Consider the following 16,449-nt stretch of genomic DNA (forward strand, 5'->3'; position numbering starts at 1 on the left):
CACAAAGGCTTCCTTCTATTAAATAATATAAACTGACGTTGGTTGCATTTAATATAAACGCTATAAAATAGATGACGTTACGAGGCCGCTACTCAGCTGTGCGCTGTGCCATCATGGTTATGTGTGGTTGCAGTGTTAAGGTTACGCGGCGATCAAATACATCCGATTCTTTATCTTGCAGGGCTTGCAATGGCGATAATGCGCCAAAGGCTTGGGTGGTCATGCGCGGTGCAGCAACGCCTTGCTGAATAAGGTAACTACGTACTTCCAGTAAACGCTGCTCAGAAAGTGCTTGGTTGTAGCTAACATCCCCTCGGCGGTCGGCATAGCCCTTAAGCTCTAAGTTAAGCTCTGGTGATAAATTCATCACCTCGGCCACATCGTCTAATTGAGGTAAAAAGTGTGCTTCGACCTCAGAGGAGCCCGTACGAAACTGCACGTTAAGTCCTAATGCTAATTCGCTGAGTAATTGACGCTGTGCTGACAACAATTGATCAAGCTCTTGCTGCGCCATGGCATATTCGCTCGCCTGTTTTTCAGTTTTTTGCTGCTTTGCACTCAGCAAAGATAACTCAGATTGTTGCAGGTGGAGTTGTCGTTGCTGAACTTGCAACGTGTCAGTGTCGCCAACGGATTTACCAATCAAGGTACCGGTTAGAGCGCCAATAATTGCGCCAACAGGACCACCAACCAATACACCGACCAATGCCCCACCACCTAAGCCGATTAAGGTTTCAACTTCGTCATCTTCATGGCTGTATTCATTGTCTGTGGCCATATCGTTAACATTGGCAGCGTGCTCTAAGGTTTGATCTTGTCCAAGCGCTTGGTTTTTTAATGAAACCCGCGCAAAAACACTGGCTACGGGCGCACTTAATAGACTTAACACCAATAGATTAATTAGCGTTTTTTTCATCATCCATTCCTTTCTGATTATTCTCGATGCTGCACTCATCCCTGAAATCTCAAATTCAAAACCGCATCAGGTCAAACAGGTGCAAAGCTAATAAGGCTATTAAACACAAATGGAATGGCATGAGCAGGGATAGAAAATGGCAATGCAACTATCAATTGTGGCAACAAAATGGCAATTGTATTTGTGGTCTTTTTTCTCGGGTAAAATCCTGTATAGTCACGAAAACTTAAGTCCCAAAGGCAATAGGAATATGGCTCTATGAAGCGTATCGCTATAGTGGAAGATGAAGCGGCCATTCGTGAGAATTACAAGGACGTGCTGCAACAACACGGTTATAGCGTGCAAACCTATGCCGACAGACCCTCGGCCATGTTAGCCTTTAACACCCGTTTACCAGATTTAGCCATTATTGATATTGGTTTAGGTAATGAAATTGACGGCGGTTTTATGCTATGTCAGTCGCTGCGTGCGATGTCTAGCACGCTGCCCATCATCTTTTTGACTGCCCGCGACAGTGACTTTGATACTGTGTGTGGTCTGCGTTTAGGCGCCGATGATTACTTAAGTAAAGAAGTCAGTTTTCCGCATTTGACAGCGCGTTTAGCCGCTTTATTTCGCCGCTCTGAGCTCGCCGCAAGCCAAACACCGCAGGAATATCTGCTTGAGCGAGGGCCACTGACAATTGATGCCAACCGCATGCAAGTCTATTGGAACCAGTTACCGATTGAACTTACCGTCACCGAATTTTGGATGGTGCATGCGTTAGCTAAACATCCTGGCCATGTACGCAGCCGACATGAATTAATGCAAGAAGCTAAAATCTTTGTTGATGACAGCACGATCACCTCCCATGTGAAACGTATTCGCAAAAAATTTATCGCTAATGCGCCAGAGTTTGACTGTATTGATACTGTCTATGGCATGGGTTATCGCTGGGATAGTTTAGCCTAGACTCATTTATCCTAACCTAAGCGCAGCAACAGACTATTTAGACCATTGATATAATGGGTAAAAATAGACAGACTATCTTTAATTCTATAAATACTGATACCTAAATGATGATACGTTTCCCCTTTGGTCTTCGCACTAAAGTCATCGGCCTTAGCCTGTTTTTGCTCTGCCTACCTTGGCTGGGGTATCAATACGTGTGGGAAATGGAAAAATATCTACGCCACGGTCAGGAACGCACATTAGAGGGCACAACTCAAGCACTGGCTACAGCACTACACGAGCGGCCTAAATTATTTGATGGACAGGCGAGTTTTTTAAAACAAGTAGAGAAAAGCCGCGATTTATATGCCTATCCATTAGCAGGAGCAATTTTACTCGATGGTAAACTCAACGAGTGGCAGGAGTATCAGCACCGATTTATACAATACGGTGAAGCGCATCAAATCATGCGCGCCAACCCAAATACACCACTCACCTTAAGTTTTACCCACATGGTCGGCCAGTACGATGGTTATCTATATGCTTTTTTTCAGGTCATCGACCCAAGCGTCGTTTTTCGTGGGAAAAATGCCTTAAGTGTCGATAGAAACGATCATCTCTCGATTGCGACTCTGTCACCGGACAATAAATTCAAACGCTATATCATTACCACTACGCAACCGGGTTGGATTAGCGCATTTGAATTACCCGCTAACCCTAAACAAACGGTGCCCGTCACTCCAGAGGTGCGTATTCAAGGCCAATGGGCGACTACCGATGTGGGTTACAATATCGAGCTGCGCATCCCTTTAAACATGGTCGGCAGCAAGCTTGGATTTGCCATTGCTGATGTTAACGACAGTAAATACCGCGATGTGGTTGCTGTAGTCGGAACCTCAGCCTTAGATACGGTCGATAACCTCGGTACAGTATTGGTACCGTCGCCTGAAATTGAAGGTATTATCAAGGGCATGAGCCATAACAGCTCACGTATATGGGTAGTCGATAAACATGGCCGCGTACTGGCTAAATCGGGCGATATTCGCGCAAATAATAGTGTGTGGACTCGCACTTTAGAGGATGAAAAAAGCACCACGTTATGGCAAACCTTCAAGCGCGATTACCTGCGTCCACTGTATTATAAAATCCTCACAAAACCGCCCAAAGATTTTATTGATGCCTTACAAGACTCGACTGAACTTGACGGTAGTCATATCCAAAAGGCGCTCGCGGGTCAGCAAGGTTCAACGTGGCGTTTAACTCCAGATAATAAAGCCGTCGTACTCACTGCCGCCAGTCCAATTTGGATTGACAACAATGTGATGGGCGCGGTTGTCGCCGAAGAAACTACCCACGGCATCCGTTCACTACGTAACCGTGCGCTAGAAAAACTGTTTAACGTGATTTTAACCATTATGAGCATGGGCACTTTAGCGCTATTTTTCTTCGCCTCAAGTATTTCAAATCGTATTCGCAAACTGCGCGATGAAGCAGAAAATGCCATTGATAGCCAAGGTCGAGTACGCAATCACCTCAAGCCATCTAAAGCACGGGATGAAATTGGCGATTTATCACGCAGCTTTTCCAGCATCGTTGGACGTTTAGGGCAATACACACACTATTTAGAAAATATGTCATCACGCTTGTCCCATGAACTACGCACCCCCGTAGCCGTTGTGCGTTCATCCCTTGAGCATTTAAATCTGCAAACATTAGATAAAGACACGCAGAAATATGTCGACCGCGCCCAAGAAGGTGTTAGTCGTTTAAGCATGATTTTAAATAATATGAGCGAAGCAACCCGCTTAGAGCAGAGTTTAACTCAAGCTGATATCTGTAAATTCCCACTCTCCCAAGTGGTTAGTGGTTGTATGCAAGGTTATCAAATGACCTATCCAGAACAGCGCTTTAGTGTAAAAGTGCCTGAACAACCACTGATGATGCAAGGCGTGCCCGAATACATAGCGCAGTTGATGGACAAACTTATCGCCAACGCGATTGAGTTTTGCGATAAAGACAGCGCTATCGAAGTCACGCTCACCCAAGTCGGCAAGCAAGCCACATTGCTGATTAGTAATTTAGGGCCAGAACTCCCACTTAATATGTCGGAGCAGATTTTTGACTCCATGGTGTCGGTAAGGATAAATCAAGTCCAAGACAAACCCCATCTTGGTTTAGGGCTGTATATCGCCCGATTAGTTGCTGAGTTTCACCAGGGACAAATCCTCGCCCGTAATCGTAGTGAGCGTAATGGCGTAGATATTCTAGTGACGCTGCCTTTAAGCTAAAATGGCTGTGCATGGGTAAAAGTTAATATTGGCGCAGATAAACAGCCATTACGCTTACTCAGCAGCACGGGCGATTTTTATCTTAAAATCGCACATGCCGGAGGCAATAACATGAGTCAAACTCATCACCACGCCTCCTGTCATTTTGGCGTGCAAATGCTAAGATGGCCAATATAACAACAGATTACACTCTCTTGTCGCTGCTTTTGAAAGTAGCTTGTCTCAAAAGAATTAAGTGTTCTCTAAGCGTAAGTGTTTTTCAAAACTTGCCTAACTGATTTGTTCACCCTACATGCCAAGGTAATTCTCCAATGACAGATAAACCTCATCAAGCCACCCAAATTGTCAGCTTAGGTCGAGATAAAAAATGGACCAAAGGCGTAATCAATCCGCCCGTTTTTCGTGCTTCGACTATTGTGTTTGAAACGATGGAAGAAATGCGCCACGCCGCTAAAAACAAAACTAATGGCGAAATGTTTTATGGCCGCCGTGGTACTCCAACTCATTTTTCGTTTCAAGCGGCGATTGCCGAATTGGAAGGCGGCGTAGGCACGGCACTTTATCCTTCTGGCGCGGCGGCGATAAGCGCTGCATTACTGTCATTTTTAAAAGCGGGCGATCACCTATTAATGGTTGATAGCGTGTATGAGCCAACGCGAGATTTGTGTACCCATATTCTCGGCGGTTTTGGTATTGAAACCACCTATTACAATCCGCTGATTGGCGCTGGAATTAGCGAGCTTATCCGCCCCAATACTAAAGTGTTATTTTTAGAGTCTCCCGGTTCTATCACCATGGAAGTGCAAGATGTGCCAACGTTATGCCGCATCGCCCACGAACATGGGCTGATTACTATGCTCGACAACACGTGGGCCTCACCCATCAATAGTAAGCCCTTTGAAATGGGCGTAGATATTTCGATTCAAGCGGCAACCAAATATATCGTTGGTCACTCGGATGTGATGATAGGCACCGCCACCGCCAATGAACAATACTGGCCACAATTACGTGAACACAGTTATTTAATGGGGCAAACCACCTCACCAGACGATGTGTATCTTGCCGCCCGCGGCCTGCGCACCTTAGGCGTGCGTATGGCGCAACATGAAAAAAATGCCCTACAAGTTGCCAACTGGTTGAAAACTCGGCCAGAAGTTGATCATCTACGGCATCCAGCCTTTGATACCTGCCCCGGCCACGAGTTTTTTAAACGCGACTTTAGTGCCTCAAACGGCTTGTTCTCTTTTGTATTAAAACAAGGCGACGCCGATGCAGTTACCGCACTGGTTGAAAATATGCATCACTTTAAAATGGGTTTCTCTTGGGGCGGCTACGAGAGTTTAATACTTGGTATTTTTGGCATTGATAAAATCCGCTCGGCAACGCAGTGGGATGCAAGTAAACCGTTAATTCGTGTGCATATTGGTTTAGAAGATCCCGCGGATTTAATTGCCGATCTCAGCGCAGGCTTTGAACGCTTTAATGCCGTGTTGGCGGCTAAAGCGAAGTAGCCATATTTCAACGTCGCTGTAATTACCTATTACCTATTACCTACAACCGACTAGGTGATTAGCTGAATAACGAAGCGGTTTAGTGGCAAGTGCTCGCATATAAAAAAAGGGGCGGAATCAATATTCCGCCCCTTTTTATTTCTGTTTACTGTAAATATTTAGGCTAATAAATAAAGCTAACTTATTCAATGAGCCTAGATTAATTCGCTTTACCCACCTTTAACGCAGGATCGATCCACGCCGCCGAGCCATAAAGCGGCACGGTTGAGAGTGCATGTTTATGACTGCCATTAGTCTCTTTGGTCGAATAGGATAAATACAACAACGTCTGGTTTTGCGCATCATAAATTCGGCGCACTTTTAATGACTTAAACAAAATACTTAAGGATTCAGTAAAAATCACTTCACCGTGCTTGCCCATGTCAATCTTAGCGAGATCGGCTGCATTAATTGGCCCTGTTTGACGGCAACTGATGCTCATGTCGGAGGGATCGGCAAAATCTAAATTAGCCTCAATACGACTAATATGACAAGTTACGCCTGGGATTTTAGGATCTTGTTTCGCATCAATAATCACATCTTTGGTGGTAAAAAGCCCTAGACTCACCTTACCCACATCGTCACCGCAGCCAGCGAGTAATAAACCCACCGTTACCGCAAACGCACACTTAAGTCGTGTTCTCATACATACATCCTTTTACGTTAGTGCTGCTTATATGTTAGTGCTTAGCAAATAGCTTTTGTGCCCAGCGGGTTAGCCCTGCCGTTACTGAGCCAAAATGATCACCAACCACGACAGGTATATCAGGGTAAATACCGCTGATTTTCGCATAAATCGCAGGGCTTCGTGCCGTGCCACCCGTCACGTAAATCACATCGGGTTTGCACTCTGCTTCAGCGGATAAATCCTCTGTTGCAGAGCAGTTTACCGCGACATTTGTTGCTGCCAAAGTTTTTGCAGCTTGCGTGAGCGCTTGGTGCATCAGGGCTTCCACTTTTGTCAGCGACGGCTCAATGGCATTTTCAAACAATTCACGACTCACATCCGCGTGCAGCGCCGCTTCGATAAAATCCAGATTAACATCAGTATTATCGGTATCTGACAGCGCAATTTTCGCACGCTCGGCTTGGCGAACCAGTTGATAGCTTAACTGCTGCTGTTGCACCTTTAACAATCGCTTCAGTAACTGTGGCTGCTCGGCTTCTTTAATCAATTCATCAATCAGTTTACGACTACTTAACGTGTTGAACTCTCGCTGGGCGCTAATATCGTTCACCGCCACAGCATTCCAAAATGCTTTACTGGGCATAGGTTTGCCATTAATCATTAACGAACCTAAACCAAAATGCGGCATAAAAGCATTCATTGCAAGGGCGATATCAAGATCGTTACCGCCGATTCGCTGGCCGCTGTGACCGAGAAAATCTTCACTGCGATCCGCTTTATATTTGTGAGCTGGCCCCATTTTGACTACTGAGCAGTCGGTCGTACCGCCGCCCACGTCAACAACCAACACGGTTTTGTTGTCGGTCAAGGTCGCTTCATAATCCATTCCTGCCGCTAGCGGCTCGAACAAAAAATCAACGCCGATAAAACCCGCACGTTTCGCCGCTAAGGTGAGAATCGTTTCTGCCTGACGGTTACTTTCTTCGCCGCCTATGCCTTGAAAGTTCACTGGGCGACCAATCACTGCATGGGTAATTGTCGCCTCTGCGCCGGGTTTAGCCAAACCCTTTTCAACCAATATCGATTCGGCGCGCACTTTAATATGCATCATCATCAGGGTAACAATATCTTCAAACAGGGCAACCTGTTCGGGTCTTAAACCCGTTGCACCTAAAAAAGATTTTGGCGAACGGACATAAAACCCTTCCTCCGGCATGTCTAAATAGGCGCTTACCGCTTGCTCACCAACAAAGACCGCTTGGGTGTTGGCATCGAGATCTAACTCGTGGCGCACCATACGGGCGCGACTTATTTGCGCGGCACGTTTATTAGCGTAATCGGCCTTAAATTCAGTAGGAAGACCGCGATAAACTGCCTCGGCGATGAGCTCTCTGTCCATCGCATATAAGGTCGAAGGTAAATAAGCTGATTGCTCTGACAAGGCCAATAACTGCACAGTATCACCCTGCATAATCCCTATGGCGCAGTTAGCACTTCCATAATCAAATCCAACAAACATACCTTTACTCCCGCGATAAAAAAGCCGAGCACAATAGCATAGTTTGCAATAATGCCCAAGGAGTTAACGTGCACCATTAGCCACGTTACACCATCAAGTTTCACCTAACAAAAAGCTAGGAGTAGCGTTAATACCACAACAAATTTAATCACCTAAAGCTGATTGCACAAACACGGATGAGTGTTATTGTATATCGCGCCATGACGCTTGCTTAAAGGAGCTGTGCAGTGCCCCCCAATACCGACAAACTTTCGATTGATAAAGAACTCTCTTGGCTATCTTTTAACGAGCGAGTGTTGCAAGAAGCCTGCGATCATAATGTACCGTTAGTGGAACGAGTGCGCTTTTTAGGTATATTCTCCAATAATATGGATGAGTTTTTCAGGGTGCGTGTCGCTTCGGTTAGGCGCTCAATGCTGCTTTCATCCCTACAGGAAGGTCGCAGTAACAGCCGCCATTTAATGGCTAAAATTCAATCTAAAGTGATGGCGCTGCAAGAAAGGTTCGACGGCATATACACGGACTTAATGCGCGAGCTTGTACGGCGTAATATTCTATTAATCAATGAAAAACAGCTAAGCGAGTTTCACAGCGACTGGCTAAAAAAGCATTTTAGAGACCATTTAAAACGACATATTGCCCCGCTTATTGTCAACAATAACCGCGGTTTAGTTAAACAAATCAACGATGATGCCACCTATCTGTGTGTCTGTTTATTTACTAAAGCGCGCCGCCAATATGCCCTAGTCGAAGTGCCCACTAAAAATGTACCGCGTTTTATCGAACTCCCGACTGAAAAGAGTAAAACAAAAAAGTATTTAATCTTACTCGACAATATTATTCGCCATTGCGTAGATGAGCTCTTTGGCCCCTTCTTCGAGTACGATGCCATTGAAGTATTTTCAATGAAATTAACCCGTGATGCCGATTTTGATATCACCGACGAGCTAGAGCAAACTCAGCTCGAAAAAATGACCAAAGGCCTTAAAAAACGTCTCACCGCCGAGCCGGTACGGTTAGTGTATGACAAAGAAATGCCTGAACATATGTTGGTTATGCTCAAAGATAATTTGAACATCAGCTCGACCGAATGCTTGATCCCTGGTGGGCGTTATCACAGTTTTAAAGACTTTATTGCTTTTCCAAACCCAAGCCGAGATTATCTCGAAAATGAAAAGCTACCCGCACTCAATAGTGCAGGTTTTGGCCGCTGTGCCAACAGCTTCGATGCCATTCGGATGGGCGATATTATGCTTAACTATCCGTATCATAAGTTTTCGCACTTTACCGAAATGGTGCGCCAAGCGGCATATGATCCTGCGGTACGTTTTATTCGCATTAGCTTATATCGAGTAGCTAAAAAATCCCATGTGGTGCAATCGCTTGTCGATGCAGTGAGAAACGGTAAGCAGGTTACGGCGGTTATCGAGCTCAGAGCTAGATTTGATGAACAATCTAATATTGAGTGGACACGCATCTTGGCCGAAGCGGGCGTGAAGGTTCATCACGGAATTACCAGCTTAAAAGTGCATTCTAAATTGTGTTTAATTGGCCGCGAAGAACAAGGGGAAATTAAACTCTATTGTCACGTCGGCTCAGGCAACTTTAACGAGGGCACGGCGCGAGTGTATACCGACTTATCGCTGTTTACCGCCAATCAAAAAATTGCCCAAGAGGTTGAACAAGTATTTGATCTCATTGAACATCCATATCGCCGCGATAACTTCCAGCACTTAATCGTATCGCCCTACGATGCCAGACAAAAACTCAGTAGCTTGATTGATAATGAAATCATCAATGCTCAAAACCATATCAAAGCAGCGATCACCTTAAAATTAAATAACTTACTCGATGAGTCGTTGGTGCAAAAACTGTATGAAGCATCCGCAGCTGGGGTCAAAATCAAGCTACTGATTCGTGGTATGTGTTCGCTCATTCCTCAAATTCCGGGGATCAGCGATAATATCGAAATTTACAGTATTGTAGACCGATTCCTCGAGCATTCCCGCGTGATGTTATTCCATGCCGGCGGCGAAAATAAACTTTTTCTCTGCTCCGCGGATTGGATGAGCCGCAATATTGATAATCGTGTTGAAGTAAGTGTACCTATTTATGATCTGCGCTTAAAACAGATGGTCATGGATATTTTATCATTACAATTCAATGACAATACTAAAGCTCGCATCATCAATAAGGATCAAAGTAATCCTTATCGCAATCGTGGTAACAAGCGAAAAGTACGCTCTCAAATTGCCATTTATCAGTATTTGATTAATTATGAAAAGCGTCAACAGCAAGAATTCAATGCCTTACAACAGCAAACCCATGATGAGGATGCTCAGCAAGATGACTCTGCTGCGCCCGATATAAATCAACAGTTACAGGCCAACGTTGGCTAAATGCTGACTTTATTTCACTGCCATTGCTTAAGGATAATCTGATTGGGCGCTACTCATTCGCAAACACAGTCACCAATTAACATGTTGACACCATCAGCCTCGAACCATTTTGTCGCCATCGATATGGGGTCAAACAGTTTCCATCTTATTATTGCCCGCGAGCAAGATGGCAGCTTGCAAATTTTGCACAAAGAAAAACAACAGGTTCAGCTCGCAACGGGGCTCGATGCACACAATGTGCTTAACGATGCAGCCATTGAACGTGGCCTCAACTGCCTACGAGATTTTAATCAAAGATTTTCTAATCTCGACCAAGCCCAAGTACGCTTAGTCGCGACTCACACTCTGAGAATTGCCAAAAATCGCGAACAATTTATCCAAGCGGCGCTCGCTATTATACCCTATCCGGTAGAAGTGATTTCGGGCCATGAAGAAGCGCGCTTAATTTATAATGGCATTGCCCAAAGCCAAGTGCTTGGAAAAAGTAATTTAGTCATAGATATAGGCGGCGGCTCTACCGAGGTTGTGATCGGTCATAAAAATACCCCAACACAATTATCGAGCCTGCGCTGCGGCTGCGTGAGTTTTAATGAACGTTTTTTTACCGATGGCCGTATTACCTCAGCTTCGTTTCGTGATGCACAAAGCGCGGCCGATAAACAGTTTGCCTCACTCTCAAAGGAATATTTTGCCGGCGGATGGGAGCTCACCTTAGGCAGCTCAGGTACCGTCAAAGCCATCTGCGAAGCGATTCAAGAAGAACACGTCGATGAAACCATCACACTGTCACGGCTAAAAAAACTCAAGGTCAAGTTGATAAAATGTGGCCATATTGACCAGATAAAATTTGCCCATGTTGATGATAAACGCACGCCTTTAGTGCCCGCCGGCCTAGCTATTTTAATCAGCTTTTTTAGGCGCTTACCAATACATAAACTGGAATTTAGCACAGGCGCCCTTCGTGAAGGCGTACTCTATGAACTGGCAAAAATTGGCCAGTATCAAGATATTCGCCACCGCACCGTTGATAGTATTGCCCAGCTTTATCATATCGATATGGCCCACGCCACTAAGGTGCGCGATACCGCTATGGCGCTGTTTGAACAGGTAGCCCATGACTGGCAATTAAGGCCGCACGCGCGCCTACTCGCCTACAGCGCAACCTTACATGAAATTGGGCTACACATTAATTCAAAGTCTTTGCATAAACACGGTGGCTATATCATCAGTAACAGTGACTTGCCTGGGTTTAGCGAAGCATTACAATTAGATTTAGCACGGCTTATCAGCAACCATCGAAAAAAGCCCAATGCCTTGATGCTCACTGAGCTTGAGCCCAGCCATAAACTCACATTAAATCGACTACTATGCCTACTACGGCTCGCAATATTACTTAATCTGGGTCGTATCGCCAAAACGCTGACCTTAGATCATATCAAGGTCATTCCTGATGGACTGATGCTAGTACTACCAAGCCACAAGCGAAAAATCAGCTTATTTATGAAAGACTTACAGCGTGAACAAAAACAAATGCTCACCCTTGGGATGAACCTACGTTTAGTATCGAGCTTAAGTTAGCATTAGGTGTAATTCTGACTTGGATACAAGATTTAAGCGACATAACAGCGTGCTAACGTAATGAGTCGCAACAGATTAAAGTTAAAAGAATTTTTACCTGCCACTAAAGCATAAATTCCTGCTCGCGCGTTTGCCGCTGAGTAGGGATTTCTGCTATGATCCACGGCTGACTGATATAATTCCACGAATTTAAAGATGATCAGAGTCAAACCCTTTTTATCTTGCGATATCAGAACCATCGCCTTGTAGGTATAAGCATGATTAACCACTTTAGTGTGCTCGGCATAAAACCCAGTGCCAAAGAAGACGACATTAAAAAAGCCTATCGACGGCTGTCAAACAAATATCATCCCGACAAGTTGTTAGGCGCCTCAGAAGAGGAAAAGCAGCAAGCTGCCATACAACTTGAACGCGTTAAAAATGCTTATGATGTGTTGTCAGATCCTAAGCGACGAAATGCGTTTATTAAAGATTTCAATAACGTAATAGTGACCGATCCCGCCAGCGCCATGCGCGAGCTGTGGGACCAATTTTATCCTTGAGCGTTTTCTAGAGTAGTGCCAAATGGTTAAAAAATTGAATATCTCACGCATTAATGAGCTAAAAAATAATGCCTACGACAATATCGAATCCTAAGACGATCCTGATACACCTAAAGCGCTAGAGCAATTTACTAGCCAAATCAAAAAGGTGTTAGAAGCCGATCCTAAGATACTCGATACTGTGCCTGAGTACCTGCCCGTTGCACTTTATGGTCGAATTAAGTTTCCCGCTGAAGCTAAGCTCAAGTGGGCACAGTGGATAAATACGGCAACTCAACCCGAGTGGGATGAATTCAAAGTCACTATTGGCTTTAACAATGCCGATTTACCTCTGGTGTTGGCCGTACGCAGTTACTCTGAAACCTTATTGATAGAAAGCTGCGCCGTATTGTATTTACTTGAAACTCAAGGTAAAGCTATACCAGCAGCAAAGCATCACGACGATGAAGATGATGACAACGACTATGTTGGCACGTCTGATAACGACGATGATGATGAAGGCGAAGAAGAAGATGGCTATTACGATCACTATGATGACGAGGACCGCTAATGAACACTAGTCTCATTGAGATTACCGTCGCTGAAATTAAGCAGTTAGCGGATGTAGAGCCAAAACAAGCCAGTAAACGCTTTGAAATCATCGCCAATACCATGAGCGACGCGCAATTAGTCGAAGTTATCGAACACATGGATATCGTCACGCTGACACAAATCAACAGTCACCATGATATCTCCTGCCCTTCGATCATGTCTGAACTCATGACGCCAGAACAAATTCGCGACATCGTCTGTCAACAGCCTTTGTACTGGGAAGAAAAAATTAAAAACAATGCCGAAGAACTGATTCAGCATACCTTTGATTTTTTGACCTATTTAATTCGTATCCAGGATAGCGAAGAAAAACAAACTGCCATTTTAGAATGTATCGCCGACGATCCTGCTGGCCTCTTTTACTTATCGATCCCGTTCATCGAAATGATGTTAGGCGAGAAGCATGAAGATGAAGACGGCTACACCGATCTCTATGATGACGAAGAAGACACTGAAACCATCGGCTACGACAGCCGCGTTGCCAGTGAAGATACTCACAGCCTCAGCATAGACGACCCACGCAGCCTAATGGCCTTAATCCACGAGCTCGCGCCCGATGTTGAAAAAGCCATCAAGAGTTTACTGCGTAACGAAAGCTCAGGTTGGGAAATGATCATCAGTAAGTTTGTTAACGAACTGGTAATTCAAGCCAAAGAGAAAAACCAAGTGACGGATGAATACGCTGAAGTCGATGATATGTTTAGCTTTTTGGATTAAGGAATTATTTGATGCAATTGGTACTGCGTGATGTAGATCAAGGGCCCTACCTGAGCAAGGTATTAGCCCAAGGCCAAGCAGACGACACGCTGAGCGATGAACAGCTGTCACAAATCAAATCCAAAGCTATTTTGATGAGCCTCAAACTGGCCGATAAATTTTACAACAAATACAAAATGCACCTGCTCGAACAAGCAGCGCACGATGTGATTGGCGTAGTCAGTCTTGGCTTGCTGGAGTTATCCAGCCAAAATCCGCAGCAAGCAATACGTTTATTGCTCAGCGCCGATGGCGTAGTCAAATGCTTTCAAAAAGGCTGGAGCATGCTCAGCACTGTCAGCAAGCATAAACTCGTCAACGGCAAGTCACTGTACGGTGATGTCGATAAGTTCTTGCTTGAACAAGTGTCTAGCCCGCCAGATGCAGAAGAATGGTTAGGCTATGAAGCCTATCAAGATGCCCTACTTGAGCATCAGCGCCAACAGTCAATTGGAGCTTTATTCGCGCAATTTTACGCGCAATCGAGCTATGACCCGCTAGATTTTCTCAATCTAGAGAGTGTATTAGCCGAAGTGGTACTGTATCGATTATTGTTTGATGGCGCCAAAGTCAGGCAGGATTTGAAAAAGCGTATCGGCAAAATCACTCTAAAAGATGAGTGGTTTACCCGTGAGCATATTGAATTGGAAACCCAGAAAGCGTTAGCAGAATTACCCGCAGAACTCGCTGAAACCATCAGTAAAGATCTCGGTAAAAACTTTGCTCCCGCCCTGCTGCGTACTCTGCACTTTGCGAAAAGCTATCGCGAACTCTTACTCAGCGACGCCTCACCCGAGCGCTTAGAAAGATTCGAATACAAAGAAGGTCTTGTCGGCCTCCTCGGCTGGCCACTCTACATATCACTTTAATCATTAATAAATTTAGTAATTTGATTAATGATTGAATAGCTTAGAAATGAGTGCTTTATTGAAAAATAAAGCACTTTTTTATTGTCTTGTTTCATGCCCAATTCAACCTTCAGCATCTCATTCTCAGTTTTGAGTGGTTTTAGCGTAGAGCTTGATAGCGCTTTGGGAACAGATAGGTGTTGGAAAGTAGTGTTTGGGGAGCAGTAATTTCAGTTGTTAGCAGCTTATCGTTTGCTGATATCCACTCATAAAGGCTTGCCATGTCATTCACTCATCGACACGGTGAATAGAAACCTAGGGTTTCTGAGCTTATGAACGAGAGCCATGGACGGCGAACTGGCAGTTAAATAAGGATGTTGTTCAAGTCCATCCGTGGATGCCCGACCGCCCCGTCTGATGTGAAAGGATTCACAAATGCCGCGATGGCATGGATGCCAAAAAGCGGCCATGGGGCGGACGGTCGTCACGCGAATCACCATGACACGCCTTTTTGCGCACTAGCATAACTTGTATATTTAAAGCGATACGCCGCACGCTTTTGGACAGAAATGTGTTGAAAAGTAGTGTTTTGGGATCAGTAATTTCAGTTGTTAGCAGTTTAGCGTTTGCTGATATCCACTCACACAGGCTTGCCATAGTATTTGCTCGTCGACTCGCAGCCAGTCCATCCTTGGATGCTCGACCGCCCCGTCCATGGGGCGGACGGTCGTCTCGCCAATCACCATGGCTCACCTTTCGTGCATTCGCGTAATCTGTAGATTTAAAAGCGTTACGCAGCACGCTTTGGGACAAAAGCATGATATAGCCAGTACGTTAATTGGCGTGTTTCGAATTAATATTTGTATGGGTTAAAGCTCCAAAATAAGTTGAACAATAGCAAAGTTCAGCCCACGTTACTTTGTGGGCGATTTTGATTCTCCTTATTTTATTTAAGGATAATCAACCCCACCATGGGGTTGCTTGCAGCCTACAATACGTTTGATTGAAAGAAACCACCCCTTTAGAAATCCATATTTTTTTAAAGCGATAATCGCGTACTCAGAGCATGTGGGCTCAAATAAGCATGATTCTCTTAGCCTTGTTGGCGCTATGACTCTATACATTAGAATCAACTTTATAGAGAGCCAAACCAAAATTATTTTTCCTTCCGGAACGTAATCACATAGTAACTACTATTTTCGGTTTTCTTACCCAAAAGCGAATCCATGCAGCCAGGTTGAACTTGAACCCCTATACTATCTACACGCTGAAATTCCCAGTCATCAGACGCATATTTATTTACAACATTTTCAAGATACGCAGCTGCCTCATTCCCTTTGTGAGCCTTCATCTGAACAGCTATATTTGGTGGGATTTGTACCATTTTGTACTCGAACATCCGTTTAACTCCTTTGTACAATGCTTACTAAGAAATATAACGCTCCGCTAAATTGCGAGCGTTAGCTAGTCAGGTGTAGGCCACGCTTTTAGTGGTTGGAATGAATTTAAGTGGCTTGTTAAATGTTATCAGCAATCGTAACGATCTTTTATATATTGGTGTTTAGTGGTACACTGAATTTGGCCACCTAATAAGAAATGTTATGATCTCATTCATAGCGAATTTAGGTGACAAAATGAATAAAAGTAAACGTGCTCGATATAGCGCAGCGATTAAACTCGAAACTGCCCAATTAGTCATTGACCAGGGCTATACACAAGAAGCGGCTGCCAAAGCCATGAACGTAGGTAAATCAACGGTCAGTAAGTGGGTAACGCAACTTCAGGTTGAACGTAAAGGGCTTGCTCCTAAAGCCTCACCCATGACGCCTGAGCAGATTGAAATAAGGGCACTTAAACGAGAAATTGAGCGTATTAACCTTGAGAAAGAAATCCTAAAAAAGGCT

General features: G+C 44.6%; 15 protein-coding genes and 1 pseudogene. 10 read left to right on the forward strand and 6 right to left on the reverse strand.

Going from position 1 to position 16,449, the window contains the following annotated elements:
- Positions 1 to 88 precede the first annotated feature (88 nt).
- Entirely contained in the window at positions 89 to 919 is an 831-nt protein-coding gene (gene pdsO, locus BW947_RS13010; RefSeq protein ID WP_076500246.1) for a sortase-associated OmpA-like protein PdsO, read from the reverse strand.
- Positions 920 to 1,174: 255 nt separating this feature from the next.
- On the opposite strand from pdsO, the gene pdsR reads away from it, so the two are divergent.
- From pdsR to BW947_RS13025, 3 genes are all read left to right on the forward strand, one after another.
- Positions 1,175 to 1,867 (forward strand): proteobacterial dedicated sortase system response regulator, encoded by a 693-nt coding sequence (pdsR, locus tag BW947_RS13015; RefSeq protein WP_076500247.1) that lies wholly within the window; start codon positions 1,175 to 1,177, stop codon positions 1,865 to 1,867.
- 107 nt (positions 1,868 to 1,974) lie between these two features.
- Positions 1,975 to 4,134 (forward strand): proteobacterial dedicated sortase system histidine kinase, encoded by a 2,160-nt coding sequence (gene pdsS / locus BW947_RS13020; RefSeq protein ID WP_076500272.1) that lies wholly within the window; start codon positions 1,975 to 1,977, stop codon positions 4,132 to 4,134.
- Between the two features lie 311 nt (positions 4,135 to 4,445).
- Positions 4,446 to 5,645 carry a cystathionine beta-lyase gene (locus tag BW947_RS13025; RefSeq protein WP_076500248.1) on the forward strand — a complete coding sequence of 400 codons (1,200 nt, stop codon included), beginning with the start codon at positions 4,446 to 4,448 and terminating at the stop codon, positions 5,643 to 5,645.
- 199 nt (positions 5,646 to 5,844) lie between these two features.
- On the opposite strand, the gene BW947_RS13030 is transcribed toward BW947_RS13025, so the two are convergent.
- Positions 5,845 to 6,330 (reverse strand): CreA family protein, encoded by a 486-nt coding sequence (locus BW947_RS13030; RefSeq protein ID WP_076500249.1) that lies wholly within the window; start codon positions 6,328 to 6,330, stop codon positions 5,845 to 5,847.
- Positions 6,331 to 6,364: 34 nt separating this feature from the next.
- A complete protein-coding gene (gene yegD, locus BW947_RS13035) occupies positions 6,365 to 7,831 on the reverse strand; it encodes a molecular chaperone (RefSeq protein ID WP_076500250.1) in 1,467 nt (488 codons plus the stop codon).
- A 227-nt stretch (positions 7,832 to 8,058) separates the two neighbouring features.
- On the opposite strand from yegD, the gene ppk1 reads away from it, so the two are divergent.
- From ppk1 to atcC, 6 genes and pseudogenes are all read left to right on the forward strand, one after another.
- The gene (ppk1, locus tag BW947_RS13040) at positions 8,059 to 10,230 is read left to right on the forward strand and encodes a polyphosphate kinase 1 (protein ID WP_076500251.1); all 2,172 of its coding nucleotides are present in this window, start codon (positions 8,059 to 8,061) and stop codon (positions 10,228 to 10,230) included.
- A gap of 42 nt (positions 10,231 to 10,272) precedes the next feature.
- Entirely contained in the window at positions 10,273 to 11,808 is a 1,536-nt protein-coding gene (gene ppx / locus BW947_RS13045) for an exopolyphosphatase (protein WP_076500253.1), read from the forward strand.
- Positions 11,809 to 12,065: 257 nt separating this feature from the next.
- The gene (gene atcJ, locus BW947_RS13055; RefSeq protein WP_076500256.1) at positions 12,066 to 12,350 is read left to right on the forward strand and encodes a cold adaptation protein ActJcold adaptation protein ActJ; all 285 of its coding nucleotides are present in this window, start codon (positions 12,066 to 12,068) and stop codon (positions 12,348 to 12,350) included.
- A 22-nt stretch (positions 12,351 to 12,372) separates the two neighbouring features.
- Positions 12,373 to 12,900, forward strand: a pseudogene (atcA, locus tag BW947_RS13060) (cold adaptation protein AtcA).
- Positions 12,900 to 13,658, forward strand: a complete 759-nt coding sequence (atcB, locus tag BW947_RS13065) for a cold adaptation protein AtcB (protein ID WP_076500257.1) — start codon at positions 12,900 to 12,902, stop codon at positions 13,656 to 13,658. Before atcA ends, atcB begins: the two are co-directional and overlap by 1 nt.
- 11 nt (positions 13,659 to 13,669) lie before the next feature.
- Positions 13,670 to 14,566: a cold adaptation protein AtcC gene (gene atcC, locus BW947_RS13070; RefSeq protein ID WP_076500259.1), complete on the forward strand. Its 897-nt coding sequence runs from the start codon at positions 13,670 to 13,672 to the stop codon at positions 14,564 to 14,566.
- Between the two features lie 408 nt (positions 14,567 to 14,974).
- On the opposite strand, the gene BW947_RS18645 is transcribed toward atcC, so the two are convergent.
- The 3 genes from BW947_RS18645 to BW947_RS13080 form a co-directional block, all read right to left on the reverse strand.
- Complete coding sequence (locus BW947_RS18645) at positions 14,975 to 15,364, reverse strand: hypothetical protein (RefSeq protein WP_143562246.1); 390 nt, start codon at positions 15,362 to 15,364, stop codon at positions 14,975 to 14,977.
- 131 nt (positions 15,365 to 15,495) lie between these two features.
- Positions 15,496 to 15,699: a membrane protein insertion efficiency factor YidD gene (gene yidD / locus BW947_RS19085; RefSeq protein ID WP_076500261.1), complete on the reverse strand. Its 204-nt coding sequence runs from the start codon at positions 15,697 to 15,699 to the stop codon at positions 15,496 to 15,498.
- A gap of 2 nt (positions 15,700 to 15,701) precedes the next feature.
- A complete protein-coding gene (locus tag BW947_RS13080; RefSeq protein ID WP_076500262.1) occupies positions 15,702 to 15,944 on the reverse strand; it encodes a DUF4177 domain-containing protein in 243 nt (80 codons plus the stop codon).
- Between the two features lie 235 nt (positions 15,945 to 16,179).
- Here BW947_RS13080 and BW947_RS13085 point away from each other — a divergent pair.
- Positions 16,180 to 16,449: transposase (locus BW947_RS13085; RefSeq protein WP_143562247.1), on the forward strand; the 270-nt coding region annotated here is incomplete at its 3' end.

The organism is Shewanella morhuae (assembly GCF_900156405.1).
Classification (GTDB): Bacteria; Pseudomonadota; Gammaproteobacteria; order Enterobacterales; family Shewanellaceae; genus Shewanella; species Shewanella morhuae.